The 13,821-nt window shown below is 70.5% G+C and carries 12 protein-coding genes; 3 read left to right on the top strand and 9 right to left on the bottom strand.

The window, feature by feature from the left end; all coding sequences use genetic code 11:
* Window positions 1–71 precede the first annotated feature (71 nt).
* The gene (locus tag E4V01_RS14255) at window positions 72–1,841 is read left to right on the top strand and encodes a carbamoyltransferase C-terminal domain-containing protein (RefSeq protein WP_135298785.1); all 1,770 of its coding nucleotides are present in this window, start codon (window positions 72–74) and stop codon (window positions 1,839–1,841) included.
* 42 nt (window positions 1,842–1,883) lie between these two features.
* Here E4V01_RS14255 and E4V01_RS14250 read toward each other — a convergent pair whose 3' ends face one another.
* The 4 genes from E4V01_RS14250 to E4V01_RS14235 all read right to left on the bottom strand — a co-directional run bounded on the left by E4V01_RS14250 (window position 1,884) and on the right by E4V01_RS14235 (window position 5,397).
* Window positions 1,884–2,222 (bottom strand): hypothetical protein, encoded by a 339-nt coding sequence (locus tag E4V01_RS14250; protein ID WP_135298784.1) that lies wholly within the window; start codon window positions 2,220–2,222, stop codon window positions 1,884–1,886.
* A gap of 96 nt (window positions 2,223–2,318) precedes the next feature.
* Window positions 2,319–2,993 (bottom strand): haloacid dehalogenase type II, encoded by a 675-nt coding sequence (locus E4V01_RS14245; protein WP_135298783.1) that lies wholly within the window; start codon window positions 2,991–2,993, stop codon window positions 2,319–2,321.
* A gap of 37 nt (window positions 2,994–3,030) precedes the next feature.
* Window positions 3,031–4,560 carry a murein biosynthesis integral membrane protein MurJ gene (murJ, locus tag E4V01_RS14240; protein WP_060770658.1) on the bottom strand — a complete coding sequence of 510 codons (1,530 nt, stop codon included), beginning with the start codon at window positions 4,558–4,560 and terminating at the stop codon, window positions 3,031–3,033.
* A gap of 270 nt (window positions 4,561–4,830) precedes the next feature.
* Window positions 4,831–5,397, bottom strand: a complete 567-nt coding sequence (locus E4V01_RS14235) for a hypothetical protein (RefSeq protein WP_135298782.1) — start codon at window positions 5,395–5,397, stop codon at window positions 4,831–4,833.
* 259 nt (window positions 5,398–5,656) lie between these two features.
* Between E4V01_RS14235 and E4V01_RS14230 the strand changes: the two genes are divergently transcribed.
* Window positions 5,657–6,457 (top strand): nucleotidyltransferase domain-containing protein, encoded by an 801-nt coding sequence (locus tag E4V01_RS14230; RefSeq protein WP_060770660.1) that lies wholly within the window; start codon window positions 5,657–5,659, stop codon window positions 6,455–6,457.
* A gap of 44 nt (window positions 6,458–6,501) precedes the next feature.
* On the opposite strand, the gene E4V01_RS14225 is transcribed toward E4V01_RS14230, so the two are convergent.
* Window positions 6,502–7,098 carry a superoxide dismutase gene (locus E4V01_RS14225; RefSeq protein WP_060770661.1) on the bottom strand — a complete coding sequence of 199 codons (597 nt, stop codon included), beginning with the start codon at window positions 7,096–7,098 and terminating at the stop codon, window positions 6,502–6,504.
* A 369-nt stretch (window positions 7,099–7,467) separates the two neighbouring features.
* Between E4V01_RS14225 and E4V01_RS14220 the strand changes: the two genes are divergently transcribed.
* Entirely contained in the window at window positions 7,468–8,424 is a 957-nt protein-coding gene (locus E4V01_RS14220) for a hypothetical protein (protein ID WP_135298780.1), read from the top strand.
* 70 nt (window positions 8,425–8,494) lie between these two features.
* On the opposite strand, the gene E4V01_RS14215 is transcribed toward E4V01_RS14220, so the two are convergent.
* The 4 genes from E4V01_RS14215 to E4V01_RS14200 all read right to left on the bottom strand — a co-directional run bounded on the left by E4V01_RS14215 (window position 8,495) and on the right by E4V01_RS14200 (window position 13,820).
* The gene (locus E4V01_RS14215) at window positions 8,495–10,246 is read right to left on the bottom strand and encodes an HWE histidine kinase domain-containing protein (RefSeq protein WP_060770663.1); all 1,752 of its coding nucleotides are present in this window, start codon (window positions 10,244–10,246) and stop codon (window positions 8,495–8,497) included.
* Between the two features lie 107 nt (window positions 10,247–10,353).
* Complete coding sequence (locus E4V01_RS14210) at window positions 10,354–11,313, bottom strand: glycosyltransferase family 2 protein (RefSeq protein ID WP_135298779.1); 960 nt, start codon at window positions 11,311–11,313, stop codon at window positions 10,354–10,356.
* Entirely contained in the window at window positions 11,310–12,215 is a 906-nt protein-coding gene (locus E4V01_RS14205) for a rhamnosyltransferase (RefSeq protein ID WP_135298805.1), read from the bottom strand. The genes E4V01_RS14210 and E4V01_RS14205 overlap by 4 nt, the downstream gene beginning before the upstream one ends.
* Before the next feature lie 72 nt (window positions 12,216–12,287).
* The gene (locus tag E4V01_RS14200) at window positions 12,288–13,820 is read right to left on the bottom strand and encodes a M48 family metalloprotease (protein WP_135298778.1); all 1,533 of its coding nucleotides are present in this window, start codon (window positions 13,818–13,820) and stop codon (window positions 12,288–12,290) included.
* Window position 13,821 lies beyond the last annotated feature (1 nt).

Raw genomic sequence — 13,821 nt, 5'->3', positions numbered from 1 at the left:
TCCGTCTCGCACGGCACCCGTGCCACGGCAACGGAGTTGTCGCGTCCGCGCCCGGCGTGTAGCCCGGCAGCATGCGCACCTATCTCGGCCTCGCTACGACCTTCCACGACCCGGCGCTCGCCCTCGTCGGGCCGGACGGGACCGTGCTGTTCGCCGAGGCCGCCGAGCGCTACCTGCAATACAAGCGCGCGCCGAACTGCGAGCCCGATCCCGGCACCCGCATGGCGGGCCTGCTGAAGCATCACGTGCCCGAGGGGACGGATCTGGTCATCGCCACCTCCTGGGGCGAGCAGTTCTCGGAGTTTCTCAAAGGGCAGGCGGCGTCCGGCGCCTTCGAGCTGCCGGCCCTGGCCGAGCACCCCTCCACCCTCAACCGCTCCTTCGTGCCGGAGCGGGCCGAGCGCGTCTTCATCGCCGACCTCCACGCCATGCAGGCGCGGGCCGGCAACGGCACGGTGCTGGCGCTCGACAACGAAACCCGCGGGCTCCGCGGCAAGCCGCGGGCAACCATCGCCGGGCGGCGGCGCTACGCCCACCATCGGGCGCACGCGGCCTACGCCCTGTGGAGCAGCCCGTTCGAAGAGGCGACCGCGCTCATCGTCGACGGCATGGGCGAGACCGGCGCCGCGGCGATCTACCGCTTGAAGGACGGGCGGATCGAGGAGGTGCGGCGCCAGCGCGGGCGCGGCTCGGTCGGCTTTCTCTACGGGCTCGTCACGGATCTCGCCGGCTTCGACCAGATCAAGGGCGAGGAATGGAAGATCATGGGGCTGGCGCCCTACGGCCGGACCGATCCCGACCTGATGGCGCTGCTGCGCCGCCTGTTCTCGATCGAAGAGGGGCGCCTGAAATTCGCCGACGAGACCACCGTGCAGGCGGTCGCCGCCGAGATCCTGTCGCGGCGCCCGGGGGATGTCGGCGAGCAGGGCTGGGCCGACCTCGCCCGCTGCGGCCAGGACATTTTTTCCGAACTCATGGACGTGCTGGTGGCCGAGGCGTGGCGGCTGGCACCCGGCGAAAACCTCGTCATCGCCGGCGGGTGCGGGCTCAACTCCTCCTATAACGGACGCGTGCTGGGGCGCGCGGGCTTTCGTCGCCTGCACGTGCCCTCGGCTCCGGCCGATGACGGCAACGCCGTCGGCGCCGCGTGGCTGGCACTCGCCGAGGACGATCTCGACTGGAAGGGGCCGAAGCGCGAGACGCGCCCGCTCACGCCCTATCTCGGCTCGACCGTCTCGACCGAACCGCTGGAGCGCATGGCCGAGTGGGAGCCGCGCGCCCGCCGCCTCGGCCACGAGGGCGTGACGCGGGAGGCGGCGAAAATCCTCGCCGAGGGCGGGCTCGTCGGCTGGGTCCAGGGCCGGGCGGAGTTCGGCCCGCGGGCACTCGGCAACCGCTCGATCCTCGCCGACCCGCGCCCGGCCCATGCCAAGGAATCGCTGAACGCCAAGGTGAAGTACCGCGAGGCGTTTCGCCCGTTCGCGCCCTCGGTCCTGGCCGAGGCCGGGCCCGACTGGTTCGAGGACTACGCCGACAGCCCCTATATGGAGCGCACGCTCGTGTGGCGCGAGGCGGTGCGGGATCAGGTGCCGGCGGTGGTCCATGCGGACGGCACCGGCCGGCTCCAGAGCGTGACGCGCGCGCGCAACCCGGCCTACGCGGCTTTGATCGAGGCCTTCGCCGAGCTGACCGGCGTGCCGATCCTGCTCAACACCAGCTTCAACGTGATGGGCAAGCCGATCCTCCACACGGCGGAGGACGCGATCCTGATGTTCTACACCACCGGCCTCGATGCCATCGTGGTCGAGGACTGGATCCTGACGAAAAAGGCGCCCGCCTGAAGCGGACGCCCGTCATCCTCACGCACCGCGAAGTCGCGAGACCTATTCGCAGACCTCGACCCGGCGGTAGGTGAACTCGACCTCGTCGAGCCACACCTTGCGGCGCTCGTAGTGGCAGATCGGGCCCCGGCGCGGCGGCGGCGCGACGTAGACCGGCTCTTCCTCGACATAGACCCGGCGCGCGGGCGGCGGGGGCGAGGCCCCGTTGTTGAGAAGCGCGCCGACGGCGAGGCCTCCGATGACGCCGGCCGCGGCGCCACCGATCAGGGCCCCGTTGCGGCCGTCGCGGGCGGAGGCCGGAGCGGCGGAGAGAACCGCAGCGCCGAGAAGCGCCGCGCAGATGCCCTTGCGGGCGAGGACGGAGAGGGACAGGGCGGGCACGAGAACCGATCCTTTGAGCAACCGGACTAATCAGGCACGTGGCCCCAATTAATCCGGTCAAGCTTAAGGATTGGCGAACGCGCCGTTGCCGGCGGTTCAGATCACCGCGTCGAGGCTCTTCACGACCGCGCGAGGCGGCTGGTCGGGGTACTCGTCGGGCTGGCCTTTCCGGTTCACCCACACCGCATCGAAGCCGAAGGCGGTGGCCCCCGCGATGTCCCAGCGGTTCGAGGAGAAGAACAAGACGTTGCTCCGCTCGGTGGCGAGCCGGTCGAGAACCATCCGGTAGGCGGCGGGCGCGGTCTTGAAGGTCCGGATGGGATCGACCGAAAGCACCGCGTCGAGCCGGTCGCCCAGGCCGGACGAGGCCACCGCCCGCTCCAGCATCGCGGCGTTGCCGTTGGAGAACAGGGCCGTCTTCGCGCCTTGCTCATGGAAGCGGTCCAGCACGCCGGGCACCTCGTCGTAGGCGTCGAGGTCGCGATAGGCGTCGAGGAGTTTTTCGCGGAATGCCGGGTCGATCTCGGGGTGCCGGGCCAGCGCGAAATCGAGGGCACGCTCGGTCAGGTCCCAGAAGGCGACGTAGCGGCCCATCAGGCCGTGCACCCAGGAATATTCGAGCTGCTTGGTGCGCCAGAGTTCGGAGAGGCTGTCCGCTTGGGGCCCGAGCGCGCCGGCATGGCGCGCGACCGCCGAATGCACGTCGAACAGCGTGCCGTAGGCGTCGAAGACGGCGTAGCTTTCGCCGGGGCGGAGATCGGGGAGGGCCATGTCGGGTGAGATGAGGCGCGCGCCCGATCCGGAAAGCCTACCTGCGGCGCAATCGCACGCCGAACGCGCCCATCACTGCGAGCAGGGTGCCGGCGTAGGCGAGCGCCCCGGCCAAGCCGAGGAGCGCCAGCACCGCGATCTCACGCAGATGGGGCAGGGCGGGCACGATCCGCTCGGCGAAGGGCAGGCCGTAGACGGCGAGCACCGCCAGCACCGCGCTCGCCACGACGACCGCGGCGACGGTGACGCCGAGCACCCGCCCCGGCGCGGTCCAGCCACGGCGCAGCGCCAGCCCGTAGAGCAGAGCGAGGTTGATCCACTGGGCGATGGCGGTGGCGAGGGCGAGACCCGCGACGCCATAGGGACCGGTCAGCACGAGCTTCAGCGCGACGTTGACGGCGATCGCCGTCAATGAGGCATAGAGCGGCGTCGTCGTATCCTGCCGGGCGTTGAAGCTCGCCACGGCCGAGCGCACCATCACCACGGCGGGCAGGGCCAATCCGTAGGCCGCGAGCACGGAGGCGGCGCGGGCGGCATCCTCGGCGGTGAAGGCACCGCGCTGGAACAGGGCCGCCATGATCAGCCCCGGCAGGGTCAGGAAGGCGACCGTGAACGGAGCCGAGAGCGCCAGTGAGAAACCCGCGGCCCGGTTCTGCGCCGCATGCGCCCCGGCCACGTCGCCCGCGGCGATGCGCCGGCTCATCTCGGGCAGGAGCACCGTGCCGGCGGCGATGGCGATGACGCCGAAGGGCAGTTGGTAGAGCCGGTCGGCGTAGTACAGCGCCGAAACCGCACCGGTCGGCAGGAAACTCGCGATGATGGTGTCGGCAAAGGTCGCGATCTGGAAGCCGGCCGATCCGATCACGGCGGGCCCCAGGATCTTGAAGAACCGGATCATGTCGGGGTCGCGCAGGGTCGGCTTCGTCAGCCGCGGCGCGTAGGCGCGGGCGCGCGCATCCCACCAGACCAGCGCGAATTGCAGAACGCCGGAGACCGAGACGCCCCAGGCCGCGGCATTGGCCGCGTTCGGGAACAGGAAGGCCAGCGCGAGTGCCACCAGCATCGAAAGGTTGAGCAGCACCGGCGCGCCGGCCGCGGCGGCGAAGCGCCGATGCGCGTTGAGGATGCCGGAGAACAGCGTCACCAGCGTCATGAACAGCAGGTAGGGGAAGGTGATCCGCGTCAGGCTGACCGCCAGCGCGAACCGTTCCCCGTCCTCGGAGAAGCCGGGTGCCAGCGCCCGCACGATCCAGGGCATCGCCGGCAGCGCAAGGGCGAGCAAGGCCACCTGCACGATCAGCATCAGGGTGAAGACGCGATCGGCAAAGCGCGCGGCGGCGCCCTCGGCGCCCGCCTGTTCCAGATGGGTGTAGGCCGGCACGAAGGCGGTGTTGAATGCCCCCTCGCCGAAGATCGCGCGGAAGTGGTTCGGCAGGCGGAAGGCGACGACGAAGGCATCCGCCATCGGCCCGGCGCCCATCACGGCGGCCGTGACCACGTCGCGGGCAAAGCCGGTGACCCGGGAGACCAGCGTCCAGCCGCCGACGGAGAGGATCGAGCGGATCATGTTTTCGCTGTTGATCCCGTGCGTGACGAGGGGGCAGGCGGCGCCTCATCCGATCCACATCCTCATCCTGAGGTGCCGCGTCAGCGGCCTCGACGGATCCTCCAGGGATCGCGCGGGAACTGGAGGATCCTTCGAGGCCGACGCGACGCGCCAGCACCTCAGGATGAAGGCGCGGGTGGGATCGCCCTGTCGTGGCAGTAGGCCTCCGGGACAGGGTGCGGCTAGGGCCGCAAGGTCACGGCGACGCCGAAAAGGCACCAGCCGGCAGGTTCACGGCTCCAGACCGAGTTGCTGCCGGAACTCGTTCAAAGGCACGGGTGGGGACGACTGCCGGGGCTCCTGGGTCACGTTCGCTGCCGGCGCTCGCCACGGGCCGTTCGCCTCCAGGACCCAACGCCCCTCTCGCCGCCTCGCGATCAGGCGAGAACTGTCCTCGCCTTCGAAGACGAAGGTCCAGACCGGATGATCCGACTTCCACAGGGAGCCGCCAGAGGCGTACATGACGATGTTCGGGCCGGCATTGAGCACCAATTCGGGGACGACGGCCTCGTCGGTCAATCGAGCGATGACCGTCATGCAGAGCTCTTCCCGGCAATCGACCTCGATCCGCAGGACAACCGTATCGCCTACCTGCCAGGCGTCGCCGAGGACCCTGGTGTTGGCCAGCGCCGCTTCGGCGTCCCCAGCCCGTTCGATCCGGAGCATCGACGCGACCCGCTCTTTGAGGATCGCCGGTAGAGGTGTGTCGATAGAAATTCGTGCCGAACCTGAATGAGCGGCGCTCATTCCGGCAAAGCTCAGGATCGCTGCGAGAAGAAGACCGTAGCGCCGTCTCATCCGATCCTCATGCACGCCGCCCCCCCACAACGCTAGGCTGCACCACATCTCGCATGTATATAGCGGTTCGACGCGTTTCGGCGAATCGCGCCCAGCCGAGCCGAGAAAACGGCGGCGCGACCGGGGAGCGAGAATTTGCCCACCGCCAGCGGCCGGAAGTCACCCGCTGCGGTCGCTTGGACGACATCGACTTTCCATGCCTTTCCCGATGCATCCTCCAGACGTTGCCATCCCGCCTCTCCGCGCCATTCCCGAGAGCATGCGGCCCCGGACGGTCGCGCAGGTCGATGCCCGGCTCGACGCGATCCGGGCCGAATACGGGGTCGCGCTCCCGCTCGCCATCGAGAGCGGGAGCCGCGCCTGGGGTTATCCTTCCCTCGACAGCGACTACGATTGCCGCTTCGTCTTCGTGCGCCCGCTCGATGCGTATCTGACGCCGTGGCTGGCCCGCGACGTGATCGAGACACCGATCGAGGGTGATCTCGACGTGAACGGGTGGGATCTCGGCAAGGCGCTGACGCTGCTCCTCAAGGGCAACGCCGTCATTCTCGAATGGCTGACGTCGCCGATCGTCTATCGGGGCGACGCCGCCTTTCGCGCCGAATTCCTCCGGCTCGCCGATGCGGTCGCAAACCGTTCGGCTATCGGGCGGCATTACCTTCGCCTCGGCGAGCGGCAGAAGATTCTGGCCTTCTCAGCCGGTGAGGACGTACCGCAGAAGAAGATTTTTTACGTAGTTCGCCCCGCGGCGGCCCTGCGATGGCTGCGCCATCACCCGGAGGCGGCGGTCGCCCCGATGAACTTCGCGCAGCTCATGCAAGACTGTCAGCCGCCCGTGGCGGTGCGGACGATCTGCGACGACCTGCTGGCGCGCAAGGCGGCAACACGGGAATTGGGGCGGGCACCGCTCCCGCCGGAACTGGCCGCCTTCATCGACAACGAATTCGCGTGGGGCCGCGAGACCTTCGCGACCACCATGGTGCGGATCTCACCGGAGGCCCGTGCCGCGGCGGAGGATTTCTTCCGCCGCTGGGTGCGCCGACTCGATCCGATGCACTGAGCCCGTTCCGGGCGGCGCACACGCCGCCCGGAACGGGCCATGGATTACTTCGCCTCGCCGTACAGCTTCTCGACGTACTCCCAGTTCACGAGGTTCTCGATGAACGCCTTGAGGTAGTCGGGGCGGCGGTTGCGGTAGTCGATGTAGTAGGAGTGCTCCCACACGTCGACGCCCAGAATCGGGGTCGCGCCGTGGACCAGCGGGTTCTCGCCGTTCGGGGTCTTCAGGATGGCGAGCTTGCCCTCCTTGACCGCGAGCCAGGCCCAGCCGGAGCCGAACTGGCCGATGCCGGCCTGGATGAAGTCGGCCTTGAACTTCTCGTAGCCGCCGAGATCCTCGTCGATCTTCTGAGCGAGCGCCGCAGGGGGCTGACCGCCGCCGTTGGGCTTCATCCAGTTCCAGAAGTGGAGGTGGTTGTAGTGCTGGCCGGCGTTGTTGAAGAGCGCCTGATTGGTGTTGTAGCTCGCCTTGACGATCTCCTCGACGCTCTTGCCGGCGAGGTCGGTGCCTTCGAGCAGCTTGTTGCCGGTGTCGACATAGGCCTTGTGGTGTTTGTCGTGGTGAAACTCGAGGGTTTCCTTCGACATGTAGGGCCCCAGCGCATCGTAGGCGTAGGGCAGCTCGGGCAGGGTGAACGTCATGCGTGTCTCCTAGGTTGTCCGGGTCTCGCGGGGAGCGGAGGCGAAGCGCGCAAGGAGTTTGAAGCGCGCGGCCGGCGAGGTGACGCGCGGGTAGGTAAGTCGGGGGACCGGGCTCGGCAACGCCAGCGGAGCCGTATCCGTGCGCTTGTTACCGATCGGGGCGGGGCATCCACCGTTTTGCGGGGGGCGTCCGCCGCCGCAATCGCTTGATGCCGTGCGTGAGGACACCGCAAGGCGGGCACTCGGCTGTGCATGGAGCGACGGAAAGGCCGGTTTCCGCGAATGGCGTGGCCGTGCGATTTTGCAATGAGCGGGCGGGGGGTTATCCTGCAACCCTCACGCCGCCCGCGACAGTCAGTCGAGAGTACCATGGTCGTCGCGCTGCTCGCGCTCAGTTCCGTCATGATCCTCGGTGGCGTTGCCGCCGTGGTCCAGGGCTTTCCCTATGTCCGGCTGGAGAGCGGACTGGCGATGGTGATCGGCGGCTCGACCGCGGCCTCGGCCGGCGTCATTCTGCTCGGCCTGACGGCCATCGTCTACCGCCTGCGCACGCTCCACGACGCCGTCGAGAGCTTGCGCGAGACATCCCCCCAGTTGGGCATCCCGGCCGCAACGCCCGCCGGGGTCGTGCCCTGGGAGGCATCGGCACCGGAGGCGCCGGCCTTCACCGCTCCCGAGGTTTCGCCGCCGGAAAGGCCCTCGCTCGCCGGCACGGGTCTGGCAGGCGCGGGTGCGGCCGGTCTGGCGGGGCTATCGATCGGCGCGCTGCGGCCGGGCGCGCGCGGCTCCGAGCCGGTGTTCGAGGATCCTGCGCCCTCGGCTAAAACACAGCCGAGCGCCGAACCGCTGCTGCCAGACTTGCTGCCGGAGGCTGAGCCGCCGCGGGCGAGCGATGACGACCTGTTCCGCATGCCCGCGCACGAACCCGAGCCGGTGACGCTCCCGAACCCGGCCGCCGAGGAGCGGGACGAGGCGCGGATCGCAGCGCAGACACCGGCGGCCGAACCGATCGGCCTGCGCTCCTTCCTCGACGATCCGGCGCCCGCACCGGTCGCCGAAACGCCGCCCGAGCCGGAGGCGGTGACGCCTGCGCCGCAGGAGATCGTGGCTGAGGAAACGAGCGCTCAGGAGCCCGAGCCGGAGGCGCGTGCCCCGGAGGAGCGGCACGCGGTCGGCTCCTACGCGTCGGGCGCCAACACCTACGTGATGTTCTCCGACGGCTCGATCGAGGCGGACACGCCGCGCGGCCGGTTCACCTTCGCCTCGCTCGACGAGCTGAAGAGCTTCGTCAATGCCGGGGGCGAAGAGGCTCGGGGCGCGGCCTGAGGGCTGGGCGGCCCGGCCGACTTCGAGACTCGCGCAACTCCGCGCTGGCGCCCGATGAACGCCTGCCCCTTCACGCCAGGGGGTTGAGCGCCGGGTTTCGTGCGGGCAGGGGCGCTGCGAGCGTGAGGTGGAATCCCTCGGGTGCGTAATCGGTGGTGATCTGCGCCTGAACCTGCGCGGTCAGCACCCGTTGCAGCAGGCGTGAACCGAAACCCTGGCGGGTCGGCGGAGTGACGAGGGGGCCGCCGCTCTCGCGCCAATCGAGGTGCAGCACGCCGGCCTCGACCCTCCATGTGATCGCGATCCGGCCGCGCCCGGTCGAGAGCGCACCATACTTGGCAGCGTTGGTGGTCAATTCATGGATCGCCATGCCGATCGGCACAGCGATCTCGGAGGGCAGATCGACCGCCGGGCCGTCGAGGACGATGCGCAGGTCCGGCGAGGTCTCGGTCTCGCTCTCGGCATAGGGCATCAGTTCGGAGGCAAGCAGGTCGCGCAGGCTCGCCGTCTGCCACGTCGCCTCGGTGAGCACGCTGTGGGTGTGGGCGAGCGACTTGATGCGGCCGACGAAGGCCTCGTGAAAGCTGTCGATGCTGGTGGCGGTGCGCGCGGTCGAGCCGACGATGGCCTGGACCGTGGCGAGCGTGTTCTTCACCCGGTGGTGCAACTCGCGGATCAGGAGGCTGCGGCGCTCTTCCGAGTGGTGGCGGTCGGTCACGTCGGCGACGACGCCGATCAGGCGCCGCGGCAGCCCGCCCGGCCGGGACCGCTCGAACCGGCCGGCCATGTCGATGGTGCGCCAGAGGCCGTCGTCGTGGCGGCGGATGCGGCCGGTGGCGTGCAGGATCGTGTCCTCGCGCAGCGCCCGCAGGATCGCCTGCCGGAAGACGGGGCGATCCTCGGGGTGGAGGATTTCCTTGAGGAAGGCCGACTTGCCGATGCTGCCCTCCTCCGGCCGGCGGCCGAAGATCGCGAACATCCGCTCGTTCTCCCAGGTCGCCCGGTCATCGAGGACATGCCACTCGAAGATGCCGAGATTGGCGACCGTGGTGGCGACCCGCAGGCGCTCCTCGCGCTCGGTCAAGGCCTCCCGGGCCTCGACCCGCGTGGTCACGTCCTGCACCACGCCGACGATGCCGATGGGCGCACCGTCGGGGGCGAGGAGCGCCTCGCCGCGGGCGCCGATCCAGATCTCGGCGTCGTCGGTGGCGCGGCGGAAACGGGTCTGGAAGGCGTAGGGGCGCCGCTCGGCGATGGCGGCAGTGACCGCGGCCTGGATCCGCTCGGCGTCCTCGGGATCGACCTGGCCCCGCATCCCCTCCCAGGTGACGGAGCGCCCCGGCGCGTAGCCGAGAATCTGCGCGGCGCGGCGCGAGAACACCATCTGTCCGGTGACCAGATCCCAGCGCCACTCGCCCAAACCCGCCGCCGTCAGGGCGTCGCGGTTCTGCTCGGCCCGGACGAGATCGTCGGCATCGACGAGGGTCAAGACCGCGACCGTCTCGCCGCCGTCCTCTCCGGACAGAGTCAGGCGCAGATCGAGGCTGCTGCCATCCACCCGCAGCCAACGGCGGATGCCGGCCTTCAGCCCGGGCGTCTCCCCGTCGAACGCGTCGCGGCCGATCACTTGGTCGATCGGGCGGCCATCGAGGAAGCCCGAGGGGTAGCCGAGCCAGCGGTACAGGCAGGGATTGGCGGTACGGATCGTGCGCCCATCGGGCGAGAAGACGGCGAGCCCCACCGGCGCGCGGTCGAAGGCCGCGCGGTACAAGGCGGGCGACAGGTCCGCCGGTCGAGAGCCCTTGTCCGCGCTGTCGTACACGATACTCCCCGTTCAGCCGCCCGCCGCGGGTGCAAGCGGGACCGTCCGGAGGGCGGCACCATGACGGAGGCCGCGGCGGACAACAAGATGCCCAACCGAGGCAAGCCTCATCGACCGCGGCCGGTCAACAGGCGCGGCATGGCCCGTATCAGCATCAGCCCTGCGCGGATCACCGCACCCGCATCTCCGCCCGAGCCGCGCATCAGCGCCCGGCCGAGGCGGACGGGCAGGTTCACGGCCAACGCGGCCGCCAGCACGGCCAGCGACACCGCCCGGCCGTGATGCTTGTGCGCGTAGAGCGTCTGCGCCCGCAGGAAGTAGAACAGGCGACGGTCCTTCACCGCCTCGGTGGTGCCCTGGCCGCGGTGGCGGATCTCGGCCCCTGCGACGTGACACACGGCAAAGCCGGCGGCGGCGGCACGGGCGCAGAGGTCGGCATCCTCCCAGTAGACGAAGAAGCGCTCGTCGAACCCGCCGAGCCGGTCAAAGAGCGGGCGCCGGATCATCAGGAAGGCGCCCATCACCGCATCGACGGCCCGCGTCTCGGCATGGTCCCAGTCGAGCAGGAAGTGCGGCGCGACGCGGCCGGGCAGCAGCCGGTCGAGGAACAGGGTGTGGGCGATCAGGCGTGCGCCCGTCGGATGGCGGGCACAGGTGCGGTGCGTGTGCCCCGCCTCATCGACCAGCCGGGCGCCGACGATGCCGGTGCCGGGATCAGCGTCGAGCCATGCGCGGGCGGCGGCGAGGCCGTCCCGGCTCACCCCCGTATCGGGGTTGAGAAACAGGATGGCCGCGGCCGAGCCCAAAGCCGCGCCCTGGTTGCAGGCACGGGCGAAGCCGCGATTGTCGGCGTTGCGCAGCACCGTGAGCGCGAGGCCCGGCTGATCCAGCCCCTCCGCCGAGCCGTCGGAAGAGGCGTTGTCGACGACGACGACGCGCAGTTGCTCCGCCCGCTGGCTCGCGGCGAGGCTCGCGAGGCAGGCCCGAAGCTGGTCGCCGGCATTCCAGTTGACGATGACGACGTCGAGGACCGCCGCAGAGGGCGAGGGTAAGGGGGTCGCGGTCACGGCGGCGCGTCCGCCGGCCGGCCGAGGTGCCCGCCCAGCCCCTGGGCCAGGGCCGCGAGAAGGCGGGCGAGAACGCGGGGCGAGAACCGGTGACGGCTCCAGTAGAGCGCGATTTGAAGCGGCAGGTAGGCGGCCTGCTTCAGCTTCCACCGGGCCGGTACATGCGGCAGGCGCCAGCTATAGGCGGAGTTGCGCACGTAGACCGCCATGCGGAACAGCGGCTGGTCGGGCATCGTCACCGGCAGGAATCGCATCCGGATCGTGCCGCGCCCGACGCTGTGGGGGATGGCCGTGCCGGGGTCCATCCAGCAGCTCCGGCCGCACGCCCAGGCGCGAAAGCACCATTCGAGATCGACGGCGTCGATGAAGAAGTCCTCGCGGAACGGGCCGACCCTCGCGAAGGCCGCCAGATCCACGAGCGAGCCGGAGGTCGCGAGGAATTCGACCGGCCGCAGGCTTTCGCGGGGCCGCACGCCGGGCCGCAGCGGGTAGACCGGTGCCTTGTGGCCGGGCTTCGGTGCGGGCGCCGGGCCGACGAGGGCCGGGGGCGGGTCTTCGCCTGCGGCTTGGTCGAGGGCGTGGCCCAGCGCCCGCGCCGTCTCGACGGTGGCATCGGCATCCTGATCGAGCAGGAACACGCGGCGGAACCCGGCGGCCGTCGCCGCCTCGGCCAGGGCGTTGAGGGCGGCAGCGATGCCGCCATTGCGCCCCTCGCCGAGCCGGGTGAGCCCTTCCGCATCCCGCAACTGCGCCTGCGCCTCGGGTGGGATGCCGCCATTGTCGCAGACGAAGACGGGCAGGCGCCCGGCAAAGCGCTCGACGATCCGCGCGACCTGTTCGGGCGAGGGACGGAAGAACACGACCGCGACGGCGGTATCAGTGGGAAGCTCGGAGGGCGTCACGTCGGACCCGTTGCGTCGAGGCATCGGCCTAAGCGCCGGCCCCCGGACGCGCAAGCCCGACGGCCTCGCACCTCACTCGACGACGAGCTTGTAGCTCAGACCGGGCTTCACCACCGCACCGCGCTGCAGGCTGTTGAGCACGAGGAAGCGATCGACGGCGCGGTCGGGCACGCTCATGCGGCGGGCCAACCCCTCCACGGTGTCGCCCGGAGCGGCGGTGACGATCCGCAGATCCGCCGGCTTGAGCGAGGCGGTCTCCTCCGGCTCGATCGGGCGCAGGCTTTCCAGCCAGCGGCGGAAGGCCGGCTCCGGGTCGGTCGCGCCCTTGGCCGCCATGATCATGCGGTAGGTGATCTCGCCCATGCGGATCGCCGCGAGGCGGAAGGTCCAGTCCTTGCCCCGCGACAGGGCGGTCGCAGCCGAGCGTCCACCGACGATGCGGTTCTCGACCGAGCCCGCTTCGATGGCATCGTTCCAGGTCGCGCGCAGCACGTCTTCCAGGCTGCGGTCGCCGCTCGCCTCGACCTGATCGAACAGTAGGCGGCGGCTGCCCTCAGGTGTGGTGCCGAGCACGGCGTTGCGGGTGTTCTCGATGGCGAAGGCGTCCGGCACGTCGAAGGCGATGCCCAAGCCCGGATGCAGGAAGCGGCGACCGCGCACCAGCCCCTCGCCGAGATTGTCGCCATAGGCGAGCCCGTCGATCGCCGCGAGATAGCGGGCGCGGTCGTCGGCGCCCAGGCCGGGGGCGCCGATGCGCCGGGCCGCGCGGGTGACCAGCGCGATGCGCTCGGCGGTCGCCGGGTGGGTCGCGAGCATGTCGGGCTCGGCCGCGCTGCCGTTGCCGGCCTTGAGCGCCATGGTGCGCTGAAGCGCATCGAGGAAGCGGCCGGCACCGAACGGGTCGTAGCCGGCCTGGGCCAGTACGCGCACGCCGTTCGTGTCCGCCTCCAGCTCCTGCTCGCGGGAGAAGCGGGCGAGGGTGAACTTGGACTGGCTCTCGAGCTGCGCCCCCGTGACGGGGTCGTTCAGCACGTCGGCGACCACGCGGCTGACGAGTTGCGAGCGCAGGGCCATCTCGCTGCGGGCGGTGGCATGGCGCAACGTCACGTGGGCGATCTCGTGCGCCAGTACCGCCGCGACCTCCGAGCTGTCGCCGGCGAGCGCCAGCAGGCCGCGGGTGACGTAGAGCCGGCCGCTCGGCAGGGCGAAGGCGTTGACGACGGGCGAGTCGAGCAGCGTGACCGCGTAGCTCTCCTCCGGCCGGTCGCTGGCGCGCACCAGCCGGTCGGTGATCTCGGTGATGAGCCGGTGGGCGGCGGGCGCGCGGTACTCGCCGCCGAACGAGGCCACGAGCTTGGCGTGGTCCGCCTCGTCGGAGCGTGTGCGTCCCGTGGTCTTCGGTGCCTGCTCGGGCACCGTGATGACCGCAGGCGTCAATACGCTTCCGGTCTGGTCGGCGGCGCAGGCCGCGAGCAGGCCCGCGAGCGCGACCAGCGTGGCGAGCCGCGCAAATCTCCGCCGCGCAAGTCTCCGCCGCGCAAGTCTGCGACGGACGCCCCCGTACACGCGCCGCCGCCCCGATTGATGCCGCAAATCCCCCGTCATG

Origin of the sequence: Methylorubrum sp. Q1 (genome assembly GCF_004683995.1) — a bacterium.
Taxonomy (GTDB): Bacteria; Pseudomonadota; Alphaproteobacteria; order Rhizobiales; family Beijerinckiaceae; genus Methylobacterium.
The sequence above is the reverse complement of the archived record's forward strand: the minus strand, read 5'-3'. Positions and strand labels throughout refer to the sequence as shown.